This window comes from Arcticibacter tournemirensis, from assembly GCF_006716645.1.
In the GTDB taxonomy this organism is placed as follows: Bacteria; Bacteroidota; Bacteroidia; order Sphingobacteriales; family Sphingobacteriaceae; genus Arcticibacter; species Arcticibacter tournemirensis.
This window is the reverse complement of sequence record NZ_VFPL01000001.1, coordinates 994,375-1,018,829: the sequence shown is the minus strand read 5'-3', so window position 1 is coordinate 1,018,829 and position 24,455 is coordinate 994,375. Positions and strand designations below refer to the sequence as shown.

At 42.2% G+C, this 24,455-nt stretch carries 19 protein-coding genes; 6 read left to right on the top strand and 13 right to left on the bottom strand.

The genetic code is table 11. The features are described from left to right. Positions 1–152: 152 nt before the first annotated feature. Genes BDE36_RS04305 through BDE36_RS24225 form a run of 5 tightly spaced genes read right to left on the bottom strand, consistent with a single transcriptional unit; the run spans position 153 to position 7,116 of the window. Positions 153–1,328, bottom strand: coding sequence for an efflux RND transporter periplasmic adaptor subunit (locus BDE36_RS04305; protein WP_161987532.1), 1,176 nt, complete (start codon positions 1,326–1,328; stop codon positions 153–155). A 7-nt stretch (positions 1,329–1,335) separates the two neighbouring features. Continuing rightward, positions 1,336–2,664 carry a heavy metal-binding domain-containing protein gene (locus tag BDE36_RS04300; RefSeq protein ID WP_141813865.1) on the bottom strand — a complete coding sequence of 443 codons (1,329 nt, stop codon included), beginning with the start codon at positions 2,662–2,664 and terminating at the stop codon, positions 1,336–1,338. Beyond that, positions 2,642–3,892: a TolC family protein gene (locus BDE36_RS04295; RefSeq protein ID WP_235904164.1), complete on the bottom strand. Its 1,251-nt coding sequence runs from the start codon at positions 3,890–3,892 to the stop codon at positions 2,642–2,644. The genes BDE36_RS04300 and BDE36_RS04295 overlap by 23 nt, the downstream gene beginning before the upstream one ends. Next, positions 3,876–5,825, bottom strand: a complete 1,950-nt coding sequence (locus BDE36_RS24230) for an efflux RND transporter permease subunit (RefSeq protein ID WP_141813864.1) — start codon at positions 5,823–5,825, stop codon at positions 3,876–3,878. Before BDE36_RS24230 ends, BDE36_RS04295 begins: the two co-directional genes overlap by 17 nt. Continuing rightward, positions 5,818–7,116, bottom strand: coding sequence for an efflux RND transporter permease subunit (locus tag BDE36_RS24225; RefSeq protein WP_141813863.1), 1,299 nt, complete (start codon positions 7,114–7,116; stop codon positions 5,818–5,820). The genes BDE36_RS24230 and BDE36_RS24225 overlap by 8 nt, the downstream gene beginning before the upstream one ends. A gap of 752 nt (positions 7,117–7,868) precedes the next feature. On the opposite strand from BDE36_RS24225, the gene BDE36_RS04280 reads away from it, so the two are divergent. From BDE36_RS04280 to hemN, 4 genes are all read left to right on the top strand, one after another. Beyond that, the gene (locus tag BDE36_RS04280; protein ID WP_128771075.1) at positions 7,869–9,083 is read left to right on the top strand and encodes a PAS domain-containing sensor histidine kinase; all 1,215 of its coding nucleotides are present in this window, start codon (positions 7,869–7,871) and stop codon (positions 9,081–9,083) included. Then, positions 9,055–10,107 (top strand): response regulator, encoded by a 1,053-nt coding sequence (locus BDE36_RS04275; protein WP_128771128.1) that lies wholly within the window; start codon positions 9,055–9,057, stop codon positions 10,105–10,107. The genes BDE36_RS04280 and BDE36_RS04275 overlap by 29 nt, the downstream gene beginning before the upstream one ends. Positions 10,108–10,188: 81 nt before the next feature. After that, on the top strand, positions 10,189–10,656 hold the full coding sequence (locus BDE36_RS04270) for a Rossmann-fold NAD(P)-binding domain-containing protein (protein ID WP_128771076.1): 468 nt from the start codon (positions 10,189–10,191) through the stop codon (positions 10,654–10,656). Between the two features lie 126 nt (positions 10,657–10,782). After that, a complete protein-coding gene (hemN, locus tag BDE36_RS04265) occupies positions 10,783–12,147 on the top strand; it encodes an oxygen-independent coproporphyrinogen III oxidase (RefSeq protein WP_202618085.1) in 1,365 nt (454 codons plus the stop codon). Positions 12,148–12,155: 8 nt separating this feature from the next. On the opposite strand, the gene BDE36_RS04260 is transcribed toward hemN, so the two are convergent. The 5 genes from BDE36_RS04260 to ccoN form a co-directional block, all read right to left on the bottom strand. Further along, entirely contained in the window at positions 12,156–12,839 is a 684-nt protein-coding gene (locus BDE36_RS04260) for a sulfite exporter TauE/SafE family protein (protein WP_141813862.1), read from the bottom strand. Then, positions 12,836–13,261 (bottom strand): FixH family protein, encoded by a 426-nt coding sequence (locus BDE36_RS04255; protein WP_141813861.1) that lies wholly within the window; start codon positions 13,259–13,261, stop codon positions 12,836–12,838. The genes BDE36_RS04260 and BDE36_RS04255 overlap by 4 nt, the downstream gene beginning before the upstream one ends. 3 nt (positions 13,262–13,264) lie before the next feature. Beyond that, on the bottom strand, positions 13,265–14,680 hold the full coding sequence (ccoG, locus tag BDE36_RS04250) for a cytochrome c oxidase accessory protein CcoG (protein WP_141813860.1): 1,416 nt from the start codon (positions 14,678–14,680) through the stop codon (positions 13,265–13,267). Positions 14,681–14,763: 83 nt separating this feature from the next. Further along, on the bottom strand, positions 14,764–15,648 hold the full coding sequence (locus tag BDE36_RS04245) for a cbb3-type cytochrome c oxidase N-terminal domain-containing protein (RefSeq protein WP_235833182.1): 885 nt from the start codon (positions 15,646–15,648) through the stop codon (positions 14,764–14,766). 222 nt (positions 15,649–15,870) lie between these two features. Beyond that, positions 15,871–18,000, bottom strand: coding sequence for a cytochrome-c oxidase, cbb3-type subunit I (ccoN, locus tag BDE36_RS04240; RefSeq protein WP_141813859.1), 2,130 nt, complete (start codon positions 17,998–18,000; stop codon positions 15,871–15,873). Positions 18,001–18,314: 314 nt separating this feature from the next. On the opposite strand from ccoN, the gene BDE36_RS04235 reads away from it, so the two are divergent. Next, positions 18,315–18,713: a DoxX family protein gene (locus tag BDE36_RS04235; protein ID WP_141813858.1), complete on the top strand. Its 399-nt coding sequence runs from the start codon at positions 18,315–18,317 to the stop codon at positions 18,711–18,713. A 67-nt stretch (positions 18,714–18,780) separates the two neighbouring features. Here BDE36_RS04235 and ccoS read toward each other — a convergent pair whose 3' ends face one another. Next, the gene (gene ccoS, locus BDE36_RS04230; protein WP_141813857.1) at positions 18,781–18,939 is read right to left on the bottom strand and encodes a cbb3-type cytochrome oxidase assembly protein CcoS; all 159 of its coding nucleotides are present in this window, start codon (positions 18,937–18,939) and stop codon (positions 18,781–18,783) included. Further along, entirely contained in the window at positions 18,936–21,329 is a 2,394-nt protein-coding gene (locus BDE36_RS04225) for a heavy metal translocating P-type ATPase (protein WP_141813856.1), read from the bottom strand. The genes ccoS and BDE36_RS04225 overlap by 4 nt, the downstream gene beginning before the upstream one ends. Before the next feature lie 280 nt (positions 21,330–21,609). Between BDE36_RS04225 and BDE36_RS04220 the strand changes: the two genes are divergently transcribed. Then, positions 21,610–22,086: an RNA polymerase sigma factor gene (locus BDE36_RS04220; protein ID WP_141813855.1), complete on the top strand. Its 477-nt coding sequence runs from the start codon at positions 21,610–21,612 to the stop codon at positions 22,084–22,086. A 524-nt stretch (positions 22,087–22,610) separates the two neighbouring features. Here BDE36_RS04220 and BDE36_RS04215 read toward each other — a convergent pair. Continuing rightward, the gene (locus tag BDE36_RS04215) at positions 22,611–24,410 is read right to left on the bottom strand and encodes a hypothetical protein (protein WP_141813854.1); all 1,800 of its coding nucleotides are present in this window, start codon (positions 24,408–24,410) and stop codon (positions 22,611–22,613) included. Between the last annotated feature and the right edge of the window lie 45 nt (positions 24,411–24,455).

Genomic DNA, 24,455 nt, shown 5'->3' with positions numbered 1-24,455 from the left:
TATTTATATTAATTAAGTTACTGATGTTATGTTAAAGGTAAAATGACTTGTTGTTTTTTCATAAAGCGAAGACTATAGTTTGTTTATACCTAGACTTCGACTTATTACGTATAACTTTCACTACCTACTTCTGTCGTTAGCCATTTGCAATGTTATCCTTTTTTGAGTGTGAACTCGCTATATAGCAAATAGGCCCCACTGATAACTACTTCCTCATTGCCTGACAAACCTGAATCAATCAGGATTGACGCGTCATCTTCTTTTCCGGTATGAACTTGTCTCAGAGCAAATTTATTATTTCCTGTCATAACCCACACATGAGCCCCCTTACCATCGCGTATTACTGCATTCAAAGGAAGTTTAATGGCTTCTTCTTTTCCCGACAGGGGAAGAAATACTTCGGCCTGCATTCCTGGCTGTAACAAATTCCGGGAATTTCTCAATGGCGCTCTTACTGTAAGAATCTGCGTTGAGGCATTTAGCTGAGGAGCAATAAAGTCAATCTTCGACTCCTGCTCCTGGCCCGAAAGGCCATTTACCCTTACCTTCACTACATTACCTATCTTTACAACAGCAGATTCGTTTGGATAGATATCTGCCTCAACCCAAAGTGAGCTGTAGTTCTCAAGACGCATAACAGACATGCCTTCCGAAACATACTGTCCTTCAGAAACCATTAACTCATTTACAATACCCGATGCAGGAGAGTAAACGGTAATAAAAGGAGAGGTTCGGTTATTCCTTACAAGTTCCCGGATCTGAGCCTGGGTAAAACCAAACAAACCAAGCTTTTTTGCAGCAGCCACCTTCAAATCCTTATATATCTTCTCTCCCGGGAAAGCCTCTGATTGCCTTACTTGCAGTAAATAATCCTGCTGCAGCGATTGCAGCTGTTCACTATATATCTGGAAGAGCGCTTGTCCGGCAGCAACAGCATAGCCTGTTTCTTTAACAAAAAGTTTTTCGATCCTGCCGGAATAACGGCTTGATACTGCTTCCGACAATTCCGGGTTGTTTACGATCCTCGCATTCAGCACCTTTGAAGCCTGAAACTGGCCCTTTCCGGTTTTTACCGTCTTTATATTAGCAAGCTGAACCGCCCTCTGGCTGAGTTGTAACTCGCCCTTGGCGCCGTTGTTCCTGATGGGTACGAGATCCATTTTGCAGATAGGACAAGTACCCGGGCCGTCCTGTACCACCTGAGGATGCATGGGACAAGTATACTTCTCTGAGGAAGCATGCTGATGTGCATGCCCCTGTTCCTTATTCTTGCAGGCGGTCAACACCGCAAGCAAAATACATACCGATAGAAATAATATTTTCTTCATTAGCTTTCTATTTCTTAACCTTCACAAAACTTTCAGTATCAACCAGAAACCATGCATTGTCAGCCAGCTCTGTGTCAGAGCTGATACTAGTCCCCACATCAAGCCAATCGCCCGCCCTTCCTAGCACCGTAACATAATCCGGAACAAATACTCCGTTCTTTTTTAGGAAAACTACCTGACGGCTGCCTAACTCCAAAACAGCTGTCCGCGGCAGCCAGTTCCCGCTCCTGTTCTTTCCTGTAGTACGCACCTCTATCAGCTGGCCAGGTTTCCAAACCCGGGATGTATTACGTATTGCTGCGCGTATTAGTGAAAAGTTTGTGCCTTCCTTATAATAGGGTTGTACAAGAACAATTTTTGCTGTTGTCTTGAGCCCATACGAATTCGGAGCTGATACGAGGATATCTTTTCCCCGCTTAAGCGCGGGAAGTTGTTCGGAACGGGCATAGAACTCAGCCCATACTTCACTGTCGTTAAGCACATTGAACAGTTTCTGGCCGGATGCAATATACTGACCTTCTGTCACAGAGACGGGACCAGCGGTGGCAACTTCGGGTTGCGGCGCCGGAATATTTGAACTTCCAGCCCCCATGGATCCCATTGATCCCGATGACGATTCCGCATCAGCTGATGAAATCATGGTGCTTCCTGTAGAAGCGGAAGTGCCTGTGCGGGCAGAGGTCTCGGTAATGTAACCTGAATAAGAGCTATAGATACTAAACCTATAAGTGACCTTTCCACTCCACAAAACATCGCTGATCTGCCTATCCGTAGCTCCAAGCAAGCGAAGTTTCTGTTTGGCCGCGTTAAGCAATTCAGCATCTGCGTTATCCTTAAGAAAAAGCAACTCCTGCTGTGCGTTAACAAGATCAGGACTATACACATCCATAAGCTTGCTTCCCTTCGCCACCTTCTGAAAATTGTATTTTATATACAACTTCTCAATCCTGCCGCTTACCCTTGAGGAGATCATATTGAGATTCCTCGTGTTATAGTTGATTACGCCGTTGAAAACTTCGTCTTCATACCGCGACCCTTTCTGAGGCCGTATTGTGTTTATATCCGAAACAACTACCTGGTCTGTTGGCTTAAGAAGATACTTTAAACTGTCCTGAACTGTGGAACTGTCGCTGGCAGAATGGTTATGTGAGGGCACGAGGTCCATTCCGCAAATGGGACACTGCCCGGGAGAATCGCTTATAACATCCGGATGCATGGGGCATGTATATTGTATGCCTTCTTTCCTTTGCGCTCCCTTCTGCTTCTCTTTGCAGCCAATAAGCGCAGAAAGAAAAAAGATGACGGCGAAGGCACTATTTTTCAATACTCTTTTCATATTCTGCAATCATTTGATAATATTTCTGCAACTGATCAAGATAATTCATCTGGACCATATTCTTAGCTTCCCATGCATCTATAACAGCACCCAGGTCGAGCTTATTCTCCTGGTAGGAGAGCATAGACGTATTCAGGCTCTTGGTTAACGCAGGGAGGATCTTTTTCTCGTAATTAACAAGCTGCTTCTGCATAGTCAACAGCTCAGTTTCCATCGCCTTCGTCATACCAGCCATTTCAGTCAGCATTGAACTTCTTTGCTGCCTCATCGCCTCAATCTCAAAATTCATCGATTTAACCTCCGACTTATACATTCCAGACGACCATGGAGCTATCGGCACCGAAATCATGGCCATAGCGGTAAACTGTGCCGGCATCATACCTGAATAGTTTTTCATATGGTCGAACCTGATCCTGAAGTCAGGTCTGGCCTCCTTACGCATTTGCTCAATGTTCAACTGCATCGCCTTAATGGAACGATCCATTTGCGTTATATCACTTCGGCTGGAAGCAAAATAAGAGGAATCAGCTCCTGCCACTTTAAAATTTACATGAAGGGCGGTGTCTGGCTCAAAAGCTGTATCCGAAGAACGGTTCATCAGCGCATTTAGTGCAATTTTCTTCGACCAGATCTCTCCTTCTGTCATCAAAATCATATTCTCTGATTCATAGGCTCTTCCCTCGGCTTTAAAAACCTGATTAAGACTGCCCTGATTGTACGGGTAACGGATTTCCGCCAGCTTCTTCATGTTCTTCATAATTTGCTGATTTTCATTTTGCAGTCGGATTTTTCTATACGCAATAATGAGATCATAATACAGCTGCCTGGCCTGAAAGCGTAATTGGTTATACCGAACTAATCTTTCCGCCTTTGTAATATCCGATTGTGCGGCAAGGTATTCTCCTTTAGCCCTCGTTTTGGAGGGGTTTGGAATATCCTGCTCTACTGACACCATAAATGATCCTTTATCAGCATCAGGCATCAATTCAGTACCAGGGTAAGGCGTCATGAAAGTTCCTGCCCCAATCATCGGCGCCATCCACGCCTTTGCGCCCTGCACCCGGGCGTCCTGGCCCTTTATACGTGTTTCGTAGGCTTTTAAAGCCGGATTGTTCTCTTCTACTTTGTTCAATACCTGTTCTATGCTTAACACTTCCTGAGTATAAGCAGAACTGGCAATCATGATGAAACCGGCTATCATTAATATTCTATCAATGCTTAACATCATACACCTCCAGCTTTCCGAACTTCCTTAGTTCATATTCTTTAGTCATTAAAAAAATCAGGGGGGTAACGAGGAGAATATGCGTTGACGAAGTCAAAACCCCTCCTATCATTGGCAACACAATAGGCTTCATTACATCGCTCCCCACTCCGCCTGACCATAGAACCGGGATAAGGCCAAACAAAGCGACACACACAGTCATAATTTTAGGTCTCAGCCTTTTTGCAGCACCGGCAATAACATACTCCCGCAGATCGTCTTTAGAAATCGATTCTGAAGAATTTCCTTTTAAGGCCACGAGTTGACGCATGGAATCATTCAGATAAATGACCATGACGACTCCCGTCTCAACGGCTATTCCAAAGAGGGCTATGAAGCCAACTGCTACTGCCACAGAAAGATTCACCCCCCAGAAATATACAAGATAGGCTCCTCCAATCAACGCAAAAGGGATAGTGATCAGACTTAGGAAAGCTTCTCTCACAGATTTAAAAGCGAGATAGAGTGAAAGGAAAATAATCAACAACACAATCGGCAGAATATAAATGAGGGTTTGCTGTCCGCGGATCATGTTTTCATATTGTCCGCTCCATTCCACAAAATATCCCGAAGGCAAATCGAGCTCAGCATTGATTTTATCTATTGCTTCCTGTACAGTGGTACCTAAATCACGATCACGTACATTGAACATTACTGCGCCCCTAAGGATTGCATTGTCGGAAGTGATCATGGGAGGTCCGTCGACGAAACGAATATCGGTAACAGCAGACAAAGGAATAGTTCCTGCACCCGGAGAGCTGAGCGGGATACGTTTCAGGCGATCAAGGCTATTCCGGTACTCCTGACCAAGCCGTAGTTGTATACTGAATCGTCTGCGTCCCTCAATGGTCGTAGCAAAAGGAGCACCACCGATAGCGGTTTCCACTACTGAATTAACATCGTCTACGGTAAGCCCATATCGTTCAAGCTGATCGCGTTTGATCCGTATTTCAAGATACTTTCCACCAGTAACCGGCTCCACATACAGGTCTTTTATTCCCCTGGTATTTTCCAGGAGGGAGCGGATTTGCCGGGATACGTCATCAATTTTATTCAGGTCCTGTCCATACACCTTCACTCCTACATCCGTACGGATGCCGGTAGAAAGCATATTGATTCTGTTGATAATAGGCTGGGTCCATCCATTTACTACCCCCGGAATCTGAAGCTTTTCATCCAGCTCCCGTATAATGTCCTGCTTGGTTAATCCGGCACGCCATTCATTTTTAGGCTTTAGTTTAATAATTGTTTCAATCATGCTGATCGGAGAATTATCTGTTGCCGTGTTGGCCCTGCCGGCTTTCCCAAGCACCTTATCCACTTCGGGAACGGATTTTATGATTTTATCCTGCACTTGCAGAAGTCTTTTTGCTTCGGCATTAGAGATATCCGGCAGGGTAACCGGCATGAATAAGATGGATTGCTCATCCAGCGGCGGCATAAACTCCTTTCCCATACTTAAAAGAAGCGGAATGCTGACTAGAAGGGCTAAAATATTAATACCAAGCGTTGTCTTACGAAACTTCATACACTTCCGTATCACCGGCTCGTAGATCTTCTCCATCCACCTGTTCACCGGGTGTTCGTGTTCAGACCGGAACCGGCCCTTCATAAAAAAGGATATCAGCACCGGTGCAAGTGTTACTACTAAGAACGCATCAATAACGAGGATAAATGTCTTGGTATATGCAAGCGGGTGAAAAAGCTTACCCTCCTGCCCCGTCAGCAGAAATACGGGAAGAAAAGAAGTGATGATGATAACGGTGGAATAGAATACTCCGCGTGACACCTGCTTACATGCCTTTTCTATTATCCCAAGCCTTTCTTCATCTGACAGCTTTACATAATCTGGCTTTACAGCCGATCGCTTAAAGAGATTCTTCAATCTGCTAAACATGTTCTCCTCCTTTCTGTTGCCTGTTTAACTCATCCTGTCGCACGGCAAGATGTTTATATGAATTTTCGGCCATGATGATTCCATTATCGACGATTACCCCTATAGCCAGAGCAATACCTGTTAAAGACATAATATTTGAAGATATATCAAAGAAGTTGAGGACTATGAAACTCGCTGCTATGGTAATGGGAATCTGAATTATTATACTGATTGCGCTTCTCCAATGAAACAGAAAAACGATAACGATTATAGAAACAACAATCATCTCTTCAATGAGCGTATTCTTTATTGAAGAGACAGACTCTTCGATCAGCTCACCGCGGTCATACACTATATTGAACTTCACTCCCTTAGGAAGGCCTTTACTCACTTCCTCCATTTTCGCTTTGACCCTTTGAATCACCTGATCTGCGTTTTCTCCATACCTGAGCACTGCAATTCCACCAACCGTTTCTCCCTCTCCATTGTAATCGAAGATGCCAAGCCTGCTTTCATCGGCCATCTGTACCGTACCTATATCTCTTATTCTCACAGGAATCGAATTATTAGTTTTTACCGACAGATTTTCAATCTGATCGATGGACTGCAGATATCCGGTCGTCTTTATGATATAACCAATATCGCTCATCTCGAATTTACGGCCTCCAGCTTCGTTATTATTAGCATTCACAGCTCTCATTATATCGCTAATTGTAAGCTTATAATAACTCAACTTATTGGGATCTACGGATATTTGATACTGCTTCTGAAAGCCACCGAAAGACGCGATTTCGCTTACTCCCTCCACGTTCTGCAAAGCAAACTTTATATACCAATCCTGTAGTGCTCTCTGCTCGCCCAGATCGACGCCCGGGGCATCGAGGGTGTACCAAAGGACATGCCCCACGCCCGTTCCGTCAGGCCCCATCGTAGGAGCGACTCCCTGGGGGAGCACATTCCCGATAGAACTGAGACGCTCCAGTACTCGTGAACGGGCCCAGTAGATATCGGTATCGTCATCAAAAATGAGATAGATAAAGCTCATACCGAACATGGAATTGGCCCTCACATACTTTACCTTTGGAATGCCCTGCAGGTTGGTCACCAGAGGATACGTTACCTGGTCCTCTATGATCTGTGGACTTCTGCCCATCCACTCAGTAAAAACGATAACCTGGTTTTCAGAAAGATCCGGGATAGCATCAATTTTACTCGTCTTTATTGAGTAAATACCCCAGATAAATATTGCTGTCGCAATCAGTAAAACCAGAAACCTGTTGCGCAATGAAAATGCAATGAGTTTCTCAACCATACTCTTGTAAAATGCAGAATGTAAATTGAATGCCGGTGTTGAAGAAAGATAAAAGCTCTATTCAATAACAATAGCTTACGATCAATTCACGTCCGTTAAAAATGATGATTTTTGGAAAAGATTATTCTATTACAATCGCTAACGACTGATAGCTGATTGTGAAGAAGGTTCTAATCAAATCCGAAACTGTTGCAGAAGGACTATGAGAGGTTCCTTAAAATGTTTTTCTATAAAAGGGCGTAGTTTAACCGCCGGCAATTCGTCAAGAGAGAAAAAGCTTTTGAAAAAGCTGATTGAAAAAAGAAATGGCTGAACATGTTTTTCACTGATCTGATTTTTCTGAAGTGAAGCTTCCAGCTCATTACTCACGTTAATCTTCTGATCGCTACAACATTTCCTTCCCTGAGGTTCAAGCTGTACATTATGCTGCTTAAGGCTGCAGTTGAGTAAAACAGGCCGGGCAGCCTTACTACAAACTTTGTTATCTCCTAAAAGCGTAAAATTCTTAATTTTGCCGCAGCACCTGTGAACAGAGACGTTTATTTGTCGCTGAGAGAGTAATCAGCAAAGCGAGTGTTAAAACAATATATCTCCTGAGAAACTGCATGCGACACAAAGATAATATAATAATATTTTCAATAATATGATTTATAACATTTTTTAGAAACTTACGTATGAATAGTGAGCAAAATCACATCGATTGACATTTAAATTATAAGTTTGACAAGTATTTACGGTATTTTAGCAACAAAATGAACGATGCAGCCCTTTTAAAAGCGATAATAGAAAATGCTATTGACGGCATCATAACAATCAGCAACAGGGGATTGATCGAATCCATTAACCCTTCAGCATGTAATCTGTTTGGTTTTTCGCCGGAAGAAGTAATTGGAAAAAACATTTCAATGCTCATGCCCAGCCCCGACAGAGAAAGGCATGATGGGTATCTCGAACGCTATCAGAGGACAGGTGAACGAAGAATTATAGGAATTGGAAGGGAAGTAAGCGGACTAAGAAAAGATGGGACGCAGTTTCCTTTCAGACTCGCCGTTAGTGAAGTAATATTGTCTGATAGAGTTATCTATGCCGGTTTTATTAATGACCTGACGCGTGAAAAAGAAGCAGAAGAACGTATCAGAAACCACGCGGCTCAACTCGAAGAGCTGGTAGAAGAGCGTACTTTATCTTTGAGGAAAACCGTTAGGGCATTACAGGAAGCAAAAGAAGAAGTAAGTTTATCTTTGGAGAAAGAAAAAGAACTTAATCAACTAAAAAGTCGTTTCGTTTCCATGGCTTCTCACGAATTCCGGACTCCTTTAAGTTCCGTTCAGTTATCAGCTTCACTGATAGAAAAGTATGCGGTGCAGGAAGACCATCGCAACATTTCTAAGCATGTGAATAAGATAAAAAATGCAGTGGGCAACCTTACCACGATATTGAACGATTTTCTTTCTCTCGAACGGCTTGAAGCAGGCCGGGTTGAGCCAACTTTCTCTAACTTTGATCTCGTAAAACTATCCGAAGAAATAACGGAAGAGATGCAATTAATAACAAAGCAAAATCAGAATATTATATACGAACATACGGGGCTGACCAGCATGGTGCGCCTCGACCAGAATCTTCTAAAAAACTGTATCATAAACCTGATTGCCAATGCTATAAAATATTCAGGAGAAAATACGTTCATTGAATTTAATACAGAAGTAACGTCCGAAAAATACATTATCACAGTGAAAGATAATGGGATCGGAATTCCTGCTGCAGACCAGAAACATTTGTTTCAACCCTTCTTCCGGGCACATAACACCGGTAATATTCCGGGAACCGGCCTGGGTCTGAATATTGTGAGACGTTACGCAGGCTTAATGCATGGGGAAGTAGACTTTGAAAGTACAATTAATAAAGGCACAAAATTTACCATATCTTTTTTGATCGATGATGAAAAAACCAACTATTCTTATAATTGAGGATAACGACGATATCAGAGAAAGCACCACCGAGATCCTGGAACTTGCAAACTTCCAGGTACTTACAGCCGACAACGGCAAAAGCGGAGTGGAACTTGCAATAAAACATCATCCCGATCTGATATTATGCGACATAATGATGCCTGAACTGGATGGTTATGGTGTTTTATATTTGCTTAATAAAAGTCCTGAAACAGCTACTATCCCATTCATCTTTCTTACTGCAAAAGCTGAACGGATCGATATGAGGAAGGGAATGGAAATGGGAGCTGACGATTACCTTACTAAGCCATTTGATGATGTCGAATTATTAAATGCGATCGAAAGCAGGCTGCAAAAGAGGGATAAGCAGCAGGCGTTTTACAGCAAATCACTTGAGAATCTCGATAACCTGGTAAGTCACGGTGATGGTATGGCCGAATTACAAAAGCTCATATCAGACCGGAAGATAAGGAATATTAAAAAGAAGCAGGTTATTTATTACGAAGGCGATCAGCCTGCCGGCCTCTATCTGATTTTAGGAGGACGAGTAAAGACTTATAAATTAAGTGAAGACGGAAGAGAATTGCTCACTGCTATCTATGGCCCCGAGGAATACTTTGGAGTGAACGCCCTGTTAATGACCGATTCATATCATGAATCAGCAGAAGCGGTTGAAGATACTTCCCTTTGCATGCTGCCAAAAGACACTGTTGAGCAGCTGATAAATAACTATCCGGAGGTGGGCAGAGAATTCATCAAGATTTTATCGAACAACCTCAAGGAAAAAGAAGACCAGCTTTTGCAACTGGCATATCATTCTGTTAGGAAACGAATGGCGCAGGTCCTCATCCGGCTTGCCGGCAATGATCCGGATGGAGGTATACTCAAAATCTCCCGTGACGACCTCGCCGCTATGGCGGGTATGGCAACAGAAACCGTGAGCAGAACGCTCAGCGACTTTAAAGACGAAGGATTAATCGAAAAGAAAGGCAGTCAGATTGTTATCCTTAACGCAAAAAGACTACAAACAATGAAAAACTGATTAAGATCACTTTTTCCGCTGATAAGCCTCAACGGCGATCCGGACTCTCATTTTTAACTTTGTAGCTAATATCTATTAAAAATGAGAGCCGTAGCTTATAGTATAAGGTCTTTTGAAAAAGAACCGCTGGCAAAAGCCAATCATAAGAAACATGATATTACACTAATCTCCAATCCTATTGGTCTGGAGACTGTTGAATATGCAGCTGGAAAAGAAGCTGTAATTATATCTGCAGACGACCATGTTTCTGAAGCTGTAATGATACGGTTAGCCGACCTGGGAGTCAGATTTATCACTATCCGATCAAAGAATGCTGATAATATCGATCATGTAACTGCTTCAAAGTTAAATATCAAAATTGCTGTGGTGACGATACCGGCTGGTGCACCTGTTACCGGTCCTGAGTTTGTATTACACCAATATGAAATAGCAGCGAGCACAGTTCGTAATCTCGATAGCTGGCAGGAAAGCAGAAACATAACTGATATAACTGAAAATATCAGCATGTCAAACAACAGTATTATACCTGCTAAAACGGGAAAACAATAACACGAGCGCTGGCGTTCGTTGGATATTTTCGACGGCACATTTGTCCATGCATACTATGGTTTTAGAGCCGGCAACGCATTTACCAGCGAATAATCGTTCAAATGACAATGGAATCGACGCAGGATGATGATTACAAAAGAATTAATTGACAAATATCACGTTCCCGCTCCAAGGTACACCAGTTATCCAACTGTGCCTTACTGGGATCAGGAGACGCCGCAAATAGAGCGCTGGAAAGAATCTGTTCAGATTTCATTTGACCAGAGTAACGCTACCGACGGCATTAGCTTATATATCCATTTACCATACTGTGAGAGTCTTTGCACCTATTGTGGCTGCAATACCCGTATCACAAGAAATCATAGTGTTGAAGATCCCTATATCAAGGCGGTACTAAAGGAATGGGAACTCTATAATGGCCTGTTCAGCGCGAAACCTGTTATAAGAGAGATTCATCTTGGAGGTGGCACCCCCACTTTTTTTAGCCCGGAAAATCTTCAGAACCTCATTGAAGGACTTCTTAAAAATTCTGTCGTTCATAAGGATGCCGAATTTAGCTTTGAAGCCCATCCTGCTAATACAACTGAGGCGCATTTGCAAACGCTGTTCGATCTGGGATTCCGGAGATTAAGCCTGGGTATTCAGGATTTCGATCCCCGCGTTCAATTAATTATTAACAGGATACAGTCGTATACGCAGGTAAAGGAGGTGACTGAGCTTGCAAGGGCAATAGGGTATTCTTCCATAAATTACGACCTGATTTACGGCTTGCCCGTCCAGACACTCGAAGGAATTGAAAGCACTATTGAACAAACTTTAACCCTCCGACCCGATAGAATTGCCTTTTACAGTTATGCTCATGTGCCATGGATTAAACCAGGGCAGCGCAGGTATACAGAAAAAGACCTTCCTTCTTTGGAGCTTAAAAGACAGCTCTACGAGCTCGGAAGAAAAATGCTGACGGCCGCTGGATACGAGGAGATCGGAATGGACCACTTTTCGCTTAAAAGCGACAGTCTTTATCAGGCAGAAATAAATGGTCGGCTTCATCGTAACTTTATGGGCTATACTCATCAGTACACCCAATTAATGATCGGACTTGGTGTTTCTTCCATCAGTGACACGTGGTTAGCCTTTGGTCAAAATGTAAAAAAGGTAGAAGATTATCAGGCGCTCATCCATCAGGAAAAATTCCCTCTGTTTAAAGGTCACTTCCTCACGGATGAGGATCTTATCATCAGAAAGCACATACTTAATATTATGTGCAAAGGCGAAACCAGTTGGGAAGATTCTTCCATGGTATGCAGTTCACTTTCTGCAGGAATAGAGCGATTGATCCCGGTGGCTGAAGACGGGCTGATTGAACTTGGCGACAAACACCTAAAGGTAACAAATGCCGGTAAACGATTCCTTAGGAATATTTGCATGGCCTTAGACGCCAGGCTTTGGGCTAACCAGCCGAAAACAACCATGTTCAGCATGGCTGAATAATATAAAAGTTATTTACAAACTCCGCTCTCTATTTGCTTGGATGGGCTTAAATAGGGAATGTTTAATGTGAGGCCTTTTAACACAAACCAGCAGCCCAGGACAATCATCAGGTAGGGTATAAATCTGTTTACTCTGCGTCTGAAAGATGGCGCAGCAATACCCATACTGAAAGCAGCGATAAGCATCAAAGGCAAGGTTCCAAGTCCGAATAAAAACATATAAGCGGTAGAGTCTTTGACATCACCGGTATTAACGGCACCGGCCAAAGCGAGGTAAACAAATCCGCAGGGTAATAAGCCGTTCAGCATTCCAATAAAAAGATGATTTGCTTTATTCCTCAGCAAGTATCCAAAAAGTCTGTTAAAGGGCTTTAGAAAAACTGATCCTGCGTTAGAGGCAATGGTATATTTAAAAAGACGCTGAACTGCGGCGATGATAACAAGCACCCCGCAGACGATGCTCAGGGACTGCTGCAGTCCTGAAAGCCAAAGCTGCCTTCCAATAAAACCAGCAAGAATTCCCAGCGCGGAATAGGATATAATCCTTCCAAATTGATACATCAGCTTATCAAACAGGATTAAACCACGGTTTGAGTGGAAAGACGGAACGGCAAAAGCCAGGGGGCCGCACATTCCCAGGCAATGCACACTGCCAAACAACCCCGTAAAAAAAGCTAATGCCCAGATACTCATTGTATAAATACTTCTTTTTTGAACATATACATCTTATCTCCGCTTTTCCATTCGAAAGTCAGATGCCACGAACCGTGTTCTATATCAATCAGCGAAATAACGGCTTCGGAGGAGTTTCCGGTATTGATGGTAAATTTTCTATCCAGTCTCCGGTCTTTGGAGTGTGCAAATGTAACAGTCCCTGTGGCCGGCTGAACAAAAACTACCTTCATGCTTTTAGGCTCAAGCTCTATTCTAGGTTCAGCCTTATCGTTTTCCATATTTTGCTTGCGCTGATAGTCAAGATCGTAGTTCAGCCCCTTTTCATAGTAATCTTTATCCACAAGGTCATCCTTGTCGCTAAGAATCATCTTCGTACTTAGTGCTATAATAAAGGCCATAAACAACGCCATGGCAATGACCAGCTTGGTTCCCCAGTTCATATTTTAAAAATTAGGAGGTGCAATAAAGGTAGTCTCAATTTTATCAAGCAGCACGCCTTCTGATATTACATCCAATTCAATATCAGATTTATATGCTTTTATTGCTTTTTGAGGACGAATAACAAAGAATGTCATCTTAGTGCTGGCTCCCTTCTCTACCCTATTCTCCTGCCGTATAAACTGAATTCTGGTTCCGTCTTCGGCAGGCTTTATCTGAAACGCTATAGGTTGATTTGTATTATTTACGAATTCAGCATTGTACAGGTTGCTTACAGTGCCATCATCTCTAAGCTGGTAGATAGTACCTCCGGCACGCAGAACTGTCGTCTCAATATCCGTACGCCTCACTAGCAACACAGCGAGCACCGATATCATCACCAGTAATACAGCGGCATAAGAGTACAATCTTTTACCTGGCTTGAACGTATTACGACTGGTGATTTGATCCTCAGACATAAATCCAATAAGACGCTGGGGCCTGTTGATCTTCTTCATCACCATGTCGCACGCGTCTATGCAAAGAGTACAGTTTATACACTCGAGTTGCGTTCCGTTGCGGATATCTATCCCGGTTGGACAAACCTGAACACATAAATCGCAATCGACACAATCTCCGGTAGCGACCTGCGATGCAGGATCAAAAAGAGGACTATTCCGTTTCCTTTTTCCTCTTGGCTCTCCTCGTTTATAATCATAAGCAACTATCATTGAATGATTATCGAGCAGAACTCCCTGCAAACGACCGTAGGGACATGCAACAATGCACACCAGTTCCCTCATTCTTGCAAATACAAGGTAAAACACTGCAGTAAACAGGCAGATGGATATAAATCCGGCAACATGTTGACTCACCGGCTCACTTATAATTGTAATAAGTGAATCCGAACCTATTATGTAAGCTAGGAATATATTGGAAATTAAAAAGGAGATAAAAATAAATATTGAATGTTTAAGAGTCTTTTTACCCAATTTCTCTAATGAAAGCGGCGATTCATCGAGCTTCTTTTGCTGTTGCGCGTTTCCTTCTATCCATCTCTCAATCCTCCTGAATACTATTTCCATGAAGATCGTCTGTGGACATGCCCATCCGCACCAAACCCGGCCGAATACAACAGTGAATAACACAATGAAGACTACGAAGATGAGCATTCCGAGCACAAACAAATAAAAGTCGTGCGGGGAGAAAATCACTCCAAAGAACGCAAACTTGCGTTCGATTATGTTAAATAAGATAAGCTGCTCTCCGTTTACCTTAATGAAAGGCCCGGAAAAGAGCAGTGCAAGAAGAGCCCACCCAAAATAATTCCTGTATCTGTATAATTTTCCCTTAATCAGCTTCGGATAGATCCACTTACGCTTTTTCCCATCTTCCGTAACGGTAGTAATGTGATCCCTAAACGATGTTGTAACTTCTCCCATTTGTAGTGTATTTTGAGGTAATAAGTTTTAAGTAATACGTTGTAAGGCAATACTTATAACTTACAACCTATTACTTAAAACTACTATGACTCCTTTTGGCCCTGAGGCTCTTTCGCCCCCGGAGGATTAGTACCTTTCAAAGAAATAATATAGTTAGAGACCTCCGATATCTGTTTCGGCGTCAATGTTTTCTCCCAGGAGATCATTCCCTTCTCCGGAACCCCGTATTTTATCGTCTTAAAAACATTATTGATCTTGCCGCCATGGATCCAGAAGTCATCTGTCAGGTTAGGCCCAACTATACCCTGGCCCTTATCACCGTGACAAGCTACACAGTTCGTATTAAAAATCGCCTTTCCTGCCGATACAACACTTCCGTCAAGATTCTCTTTTACCGAATTCTCATCAATCAGGTTAGCTGCCTTTGCGAGATAAGTTTCTTTGGCAACTTTTGCAGCTTCCATCTCCGCAACATATTCTTCGTCCTGCAACTTACCCCAGTTAAATACATGATAGTTTAACAGGTATGCGCCAGCGAAGAAAATCGAAGCATAGAACAGCCACATAAACCACGCAGGAGTAGGGTTATCCAATTCGGCGATGCCATCAAATTCATGCTCAAGCATGATATCCTTTTCTTCTTCAATCGGCTTAAGACCAAGCAGTTTCGACCAGATACCAGGTTTACCGGCTTTCAATGCAGCCCATTCGGCATACTCCATCCTTCTCTCGGGCTCTTTAACCTCAATCCTTGTAGGATTCAGCAATTCCTTTGAAAGCGTCTTGAAAGTATTTAGTAATACGACGGACACGCCCAACAGTACAAGAGCAGCTATAATAAAGACAACAATGACTATGTCCATCATAATATTCCCAGATGATGCTGAAGTAGTTGCGGGAGCTTGCTCCTGTGCAAATACGCTGGCACCAGGAAGAAGTAAAAACAACAGGTATGATAGTCTTTTCATATAATTAGTTTTTGTCTTTATTTAAAGGTAGCTCACTCATGTGCTTTATATGATCCTTATTCATTAAAAACAGCATTACAGCAACAAGAATGAAAAATATCAGAAATATACCCAGTGATGATACCAGGTAAATCTCACTGCCTGCTACTTTGTCTATAAATTGCTTAAACATATCTTTTATAATAATTAATTATCTATTCTTCATTAACTCTTTTGGCAGCCTTATTTGCTGGCAGTTTTATTTGCCTTAATATCTGTTCCCAGACGCTGCAGGTATGCGATAATTGCCACAATCTCTCTATCGCTCTTAACCTTAATATTGTCTTTAGATAAAGCAGCTGCTATAGTTTCAGCCTGTTTACTTAAATCACGGTTAGCTACATATTCATAGTCGGCTTCGTATGGAACTCCTAGCTTTCGCATCGCTGAAATCTTTGAAGAAGTAGTCGTAGTATCAAGCTGTTGTTCGATCAACCAGGGGTAAGGAGGCATGATACTGCCCGGAGACATGGTTGTAGGATCAAACATATGATTGAAGTGCCATGCATCCGAGTACTTTCCGCCAACCCTGTGCAAATCCGGACCAGTACGCTTCGAGCCCCATAAGAATGGATGATCGTATACAAATTCACCTGCTTTGCTGTAGTCGCCGTAACGCTCGGTCTCCGACCTGAATGGCCGCACCATCTGAGAGTGGCAATTTACACAGCCCTCTCTGATATAAAGATCCCGCCCCTGGAGCTCAAGGGGAGTATAGGGTTTTACACTTGAGATAGTAGGAATATTGGACGACACCATAAAGGTTGGCACCATCTCTATCAGTCCTCCTATCAGGATAACAATTAACGAGAGAACAAGAAACTGCATCGGGCGACGCTCAAGCACACGGTGCCATGCCTTTTCCGAAGCGTGAGGAACAAAAGCCGGAGTAAGAGGCATGGCTTCTGCAGCTTCGTTGCCAAGCAGTTTACCCTGGGCCATCGTCTTCCAGAGATTCCATGTCATCACAATCACTCCCGTGAGGTACATTGCACCGCCTATGGCACGGAACACATGCATTGGAATAATATTAAGTGTCGTTTCCAGGAAGTTCGGGTATTTAAGCATCCCTTCTGGCGTGAATTCCTTCCACATCAATCCCTGGGTGAAGCCCGACCAGTACATTGGTATTGCATAGAACAAGATACCGAGAGTGCCTATCCAGAAATGGAAATTGGCGGCTTTTTTAGAATGTAATGAAGTTTGATAAATGCGAGGTATCAGCCAGTATAAAATAGCGAACGTAAGGAAGCCATTCCATCCAAGCGCGCCAACGTGAACATGCGAAACAATCCAGTCTGTAAAGTGAGCGATCCCGTTAATTTGTTTCAAGGAAAGCATCGGACCTTCGAAAGTCGCCATACCGTAAGCTGTTAAGCCCACAACCATGAACTTCAGCTTGGCGTCCTCACGCACTTTATCCCATGCTCCACGCAATGTAAGCAGTCCGTTAATCATACCTCCCCAGCTCGGAGCGATAAGCATGATAGAAAAGACCACTCCAAGCGACTGTGCCCATGAAGGCAGAGAGGAATACAACAGGTGATGCGGGCCTGCCCATATATATATAAATATCAGCGACCAAAAGTGAAGGATACTTAACTTATAAGAATATACCGGACGATTGGCCATCTTCGGAAGGAAGTAATACATCATTCCCAGATACGGAGTTGTTAAAAAGAATGCAACTGCATTATGCCCATACCACCATTGCACAAGTGCGTCCTGCACACCTGCATACAGATAGTAACTTTTGAACGACGAAATAGGCAATTGGAACGAGTTGACAATATGAAGCACCGCTACTGTCACAAATGTGGCTATATAAAACCAAATAGCCACGTACATATGACGTTCGCGTCTTTTGATGATAGTACCAAACATATTAATGCCGAACACCACCCAAATGAGTGTAATAGCTATATCAATGGGCCATTCCAGCTCTGCATACTCGTGAGAGGTAGTCAATCCTAAAGGAAGAGTAATTGCTGCAGCCACGATAATAAGCTGCCACCCCCAGAAATGAATTTTGCTCAGGATGTCGCTGAACATACGGGCTTTCAACAAACGCTGGAGAGAGTAGTATACCCCCATAAAAATACCATTACCAACAAAAGCAAATATTACCGCGTTGGTGTGCAAAGGTCGTATCCTCCCGAATGTCGAGTATTGGGAGCCCATGTTTAGTGCCGGTTTAAATAACTGCATGGCGATCAAAAGCCCTACAGTCATCCCGACGATGCCCCAAATTATCGTAGCGATACCGAAGTTTCTGACAATCTTGTTGTCATAATTAAATTTCTCAAGCTGCATAAATCAAATGGATAGAAATGTTTTCTGATTGTCAAAAATAGCTTGTTGCAACTTTTAAATTAATGACGAGAGTAGTAGTATGAAAATGATTATTATCACATTTTTAGATTATATGTGTAGTTAAACAACTGGTAATCTGGATTTATACACGATCCGGGAAAATTGTATCATGAACAAACGAGATACGGCGTTCAGCACTATTTTGATTTAAGTAAAAATTGATAAAACCGCTATGCTCGCATGCTTTTTAGTATCTTAGTATTACCGGCAAATGCCGGCGTTACAGCAAATCAAATAACACAAATACAACGATTATGAAATCAACACTTTTTAACAGCAAGGCATTTTCGATAGATGCGGGATTGTTACTATTGCGGTTATTAGCAGGAGGCACGATGCTCTCCCACGGCTGGGCAAAACTCCAGAATGTAATGGCGGGAAATCTTCAGTTTGGCGATCCCATTGGAATCGGCACTGAGACATCGCTTTACCTGGCCATATTTGCTGAGTTCCTGTGTGCGCTACTGCTGGTTTTAGGATTTCTAACGAGAATTGTGCTTGTACCACTGATGATAACAATGCTGGTGGCGCTGCTGATAGTACACGCTCCTGATCCTTTTAATGTTAAAGAACTAGCATTCATCTATTTTGGGATGTTTGTCGTTCTTTTTCTAACGGGACCCGGAAAATTTTCAATCGATAACAAACTGTAATTTCTCAGGTCAGAATATCCTGAATTCTTGTTGCTAAAGACTTCAGGATATTACAATCCTTTAATAATCAACCCTCTTCTTCCGGCTTATCATCATCAAAAAGCATACGAACCCCTGGGGTATGAACATCATCATGCTGACCGTTTTTTGAAGCCCAAAAGAAAGCTGCTAAAAAAAAGAGCGCCATCAGGATACTGCAACCTATTAAAAAATACAAAATATTCATCTCAGTTTGTTCCTCTTAGCAAAATAGCGGTTCGTCAGATTCGTAAAGATAATAATAGTGATTGTACTTAGCGGCATTAAAACTGCGGCGGTGAGGGGCGAGAGCTTACCCTGCACAGCAAAGTAAACACCGATCAGATTGTACACAGAAGCAATAACAAAACTATACTCTATTATTCGCACAGCACTTTTTGCATGCCTGATAAAATAGGGCAGTTTAGCAAGAGCCTCTCCTTTTAGTATCGCATCACTTCCGGGTGTAAAATTATTGATATTATCTGTTACAGCCACGCCAAGATCACTTTGCCTTAATGCCCCGGCATCGTTTAAACCGTCCCCCAGCATCATAACCTTATTTCCTGCACTCTGTAACCTTTTAACATAATTCAGTTTATCATGAGGACTTTGTTTAAAGTACATCGGAACATAAGGGGGAAAGATAGCATCAAGGCTTTTCCTTTCCGAAAAAGTATCTCCTGAAATAAGATGCATTCTGAACTGCGGCTTTAAGGCGTCAATCAATCCTTTTAACTCAGCCCGCCATTGCTGCTTAACCTTAAAAAAGCCTTTATAGGTGCCGTTGATACTAATATGAACGCTCGATGAACTGTCGGCAGCGTCTTTATCATCAGAAATAAAAGAGCGGCTTCCTAACTGAACTTCCTGATGATCAACTATCGCCACAATACCTTTACCGGCAATCTCCCGGTATTCAAATACAGGGCGAACCTCTTTAACACTCAGCCATTTTACAATTTCCCTGCTAAGCGGGTGGGATGAATTCCTGGCAGCAGAAGCGATAACTTCTTCTTCCTTTGTACTTAACCGGCCTGTAAATGTAAGATTGACAACATTAGGACAGGTTATAGTACCCGTTTTATCAAAAACGAGTGTATCGATCCGGGCAAGTTGCTCTACAACGTCTGTATTTTTAAGATAAAAATTATTCTTATCAAAAAGCCCCAGAACAGTAGACAATGTCAGCGGGGTACTTAAAGCAAGTACGCAAGGGCAGGCTACAATCAGAACAGCCGAGAAAGCATCCCATGCCTTAGTTGTGTCGCCCAGCACCCACCACGAACCAGCGGCAGCAAAGGCTACGAACAGCACTGCAGCGCTGAAGTATTGAGCAATAGTGTCATTGAAATTCTTGATCTTGCTATCCGTCCCCTTAAACGCCTCGTTATTCCACAATCTCGTCAGATAACTCTGAGACACAGGCTTTACAATCTCCATTTCCAGAGCTTCACCTATCTGTCTTCCGCCGGCATAAATTATCTCTCCCAGCACTTTACTCACTGGCTGAGATTCGCCGGTAACAAAACTAAAGTCAAAATATCCCTCACCCTTCATCAGGATGGAATCAGCCGGAATTATTTCGTTATTCCTGATCAGGATCCGATCTCCTATATTAAGGTCTGCAATTGGAACTGGTTTCTCCTCTCCATCTTTAATAACAGTAACAGCAACAGGAAAATACGAGCGGTAGTCGCGGTTAAAGGAAATATGATTATAAGTCCTCTGTTTTACCCAACGGCCCATTAAAAGAAGAAAAGCCAGCCCACTTAAAGTATCTGTAAATCCCGGGCCTGTCTGAGTAATTATTTCAAAAGCAGAACGTAGAAAAAGTACTGCAACAATCAGGGCAAGAGGCGTATCAAGATTGATGACCTTGTTTTTTATACTACCCCAGGCTGACATAAAAAAGTCCCGGCAGCAGTAAAAAGTAATCACAATGGCAAATGCAAGATTCAGCCATCCAAAAAGCGACTGAAACTGATGCTCTAGTGACGACAGCCCAAGATATTCGGGAAAACTGAATAACATTACATTTCCCATGCAAAACCCCGCCACTGCAATTTTCCTGACGAGATCCCGGTTAACCGTATCTTTCTTCTCTTTAACAATGTCCTGCAGACTTATCAGAGGTTCATACCCTATTGAAGCAAGAAGTTCTACCAAATCTTTCAGAGATATCTCTTGATGATTAAACGTAATAGCAACCTGCTTTTTCAAAAAGTCGACCCTTGACTGCATTACACCACCGTTTAGTTTATGCAGATGTTCAAGCAACCACAGGCATGAACTGCAATGGATAGCCGGAATATAAAAAGTTATCAGAGTGATGTTCTGGTCGGTATAATCTACGAGCTGGGAGAATATTTTAGGCTCGTTTAAAAACTCATAATGCTGCTCTACCTCTTTCTTCGTCTGGCCGGGCGTTTGATTATAATGATAGTAATTGCAAAGGTTATTATTGCTCAGCACCTGGTAAACTCCTTTACATCCGGCACAACAAAATTGTTTATCATCAGCTGTATATATCGGCCCCGATATGTCGTTTCCGCAATGAAAGCATAAAGTATCAGTAGATGTCGATGAAGATTTCATTTATCAGTTTTTATCCTACCAAAGATGCAATATAAGTTCAAACATCAGAATGACTGGCATTAGCGTAAAAAAATGATCTGCATCATTAAAACAGGAATTCGACTGGAAAGAATTCATCAATGTGCCTCATTCTGCCTTACATACGCATGTTGACTATAATCAACGTGAAATATGACTAATATCATTTACTGACTCAATGCCGAATCCTTTATTTGCATATGATATACTAGTGATGCGGAAATGACAAGTTGAAGATTATCTCTAAATAAAATTTAATGAGATGGAAAAGACGCAATTTAATCATCTGTTGACCAGTCAAAGCAGGTATCTGGCGCCGCAGGCCCTTAAATTTACCAGAGATGCCGATGATGCTAAAGATCTGATTCAGGATACGTTATTGAGGGCTATTCTTAACTCTGATAAATTTCGTGAAGGGACTAATCTCAAAGGTTGGTTATACACTATAATGCGCAACCTTTTTGTAAACAATTACAGAAAGCGTGGTTTTCATACCTGTCCCATAGATGTTGAAGAAGCTATCCAGCTTCACGTTGAGAATATGGGTGAATCAAATATGAGGGTCGAAGGCATTAAAACAAGCTTAAATCATCTTCCGCGTCAGTATTATCAGCCGTTTTCGATGTATCTTGATGGATATAAGTATCATGAGATCACAGAACGCCTGCTGGTGCCGCTAGGAACAATAAAAAACCGTATCCATATTGCCAGAAAAATTCTGAAGCAAACCATATCATAATAAGAAGCTTGAAGTAATTGATTTGAGCCGCTAATTAAATCGAAAGTAAGAACGTCCGGTATCCCCTACCGGGCGTTTTCCTTTTTATACAGTTGTCGCCCTTTTTTCTATCCACTTTCCGCTGACTGTCAGTTTTTTAGACCAAGACATTAAAAGATTTCACTATTCGCTTAAATGCTTTGAAAATCGTATTTGTACAACAATCTAAAAAAAGCGAACTAATAACTATGCGTTTTAATAAAATGCTAATTATATATGGTCAATTTTAGAAAATTCTTATTGCTGATATAAAGCGAGCTGGCTTTGAAGTTCTTCATCAATGAATTACCGCATAATATGGCGCAGATATTGTTATAACATTAACAAATCTATTTCCATGATCACAAAAACATACCCCGGATTTAAGTCGAGACTTAGCATGGCCGAACGAAGAAAATCGGACGCACTAGTTTACATCATTTTAACGGCAATTGTATTGATTCTTTCGATTGTTTGTTCGCTATAGGGTGAACAAAAACAATCTTTTATGCAGGAACTATTGCATGAATCAGCACCTGCTTAATCTGCGCCTCTATTTCAAGTAATTCTTCAAGAAGTCTGTTCAGATACTGCTCAGTTTGATTATTAATATGGCCGATAAGCTTCTTATAATACTCAATTCCCAGGAGCAGCTGTTCTTTAAACTTTTCAAGCTGTTTTAGCTTTTTCGCATCCAGGGTTTTTATATGCTGAAGTATGTCTTTTTTAAGGTATTCAACATATAACTTAAGCTCATTAACAAATATGCTCGGTCGGCTCACACCTTGCAGCAAATTTAGCTTGCCGTAAATATGTTTTACCATCTCGTCAAGAGAGAACACTCTTGAGAAGTATGCGACATTAGGCCCGGGACAAATTGCAACGGCCCGGCTCTCCTTCCTGTTCAATATATCGTTTTTAATATATGCGGATGCGCAAAGGCCTTCACACAGACATAACTTTTCTGTGATAGCATCAAATCTGCTCTTGTATTCATCCTGCGGAAGATTTAGAGTATCCAGTTGCTTAAGCTTCAGATTTTGGTATTCTCTCGAAGCTGTACATATCGCCTCTTCGGTAAACTCTGTATTTGACACCAGGAATTTCTTTTTACAGGGACTTCCGGGCCTCCCCTTCTCGATACGTTCAATCCGCTGCTTCTCCGCAGTGCTTTTCCTGTAATTATTAAAAGGAATCCCTAATGGAGATGCACCGCTAATATAGAAATCAGATGAGTCAGAATGAGTTAGATTTTCAAGGGTTTCTTCGTCTACATTAGTAGCTTCAGGAACCAAAAGGAATGGACTACCCCAACCTGTGGCATCCAGCTGATAATAATTGAGAAGGAAACTATTCTCCTCTGCCGTCCCAATTCCGCCCTGCACGGTAATCCTCATTTTTGGGGCTTCGTTTATACCTTTACCTTTAGCCTGAAGAGCCGACTGGTAGATTGCAAAGATATCAGCAATCATTTCCTGTCTTTTAGTCTTAAATTCCTCAAGTATAGGGCCAAGCAAATATCCCTCAGTTGCAAACGCATGTCCGCCGCAATTCAAACCCGATTCTATTCTGAACTCCGAAACCCAAAGGCCTTTTTTTGCAAGGAATTTCGCCTGTATAAACGCGGATCGAAAATCGCTTACTTTAAGAATAATCTTTTTATTTAGTTTTCCGCTGCTGTCAGGAAAAAAGTCATCAAAACTCTCAAGATAACTGTAAAGCCTGGGATTCATACCTGCGGACATAACAACAGAAGAGCTAAGATCGCTGTGAGCAAACCCTCTCAAACCGGCCAGCGCATCGGTATTTTCATCGCTCAGTGGTTCTCCATTAGCAGCATAATTCATCTTATCGACTTTCGACATGATATTCACATCAATCTCGCCCTTTACCATATCTTCCCGCAACTTCCGCTCAAGCTCACCACGTAAAACGGAATCGGTCTCCGCGAGCATCTGCTGATAACGAATCTTCAATGTAGAAGAATCCGGTAAAAGATCAAAATAACGGGTAATATCAGTGCCTTCAACAAAGGCCTGCTGCTTTAAATCATCAAATTGCTGATTTACCTGACGGTTTAACAAATTCAGGTACGCAGTAATCCGCTTTGCTCTCGAATCTGGCTCGGTAGGTGTTATCGGTGTGAAAGCTTCCCCTTCCTGCTCTGTATGAAATTTTCTCATTCGTTCAATGAGAATATCGTCCACTATAGATACAACGGATGAAATGCCGTAACGTGCAACTTTAAGGGGAGTATCTATAGTAAATCCCAGCCCCAATACCGGGATGTGAAATGTGTGACTCATTGGAATAATGGCATTAAATGTATCTTACAAAAGACTGGATATTTT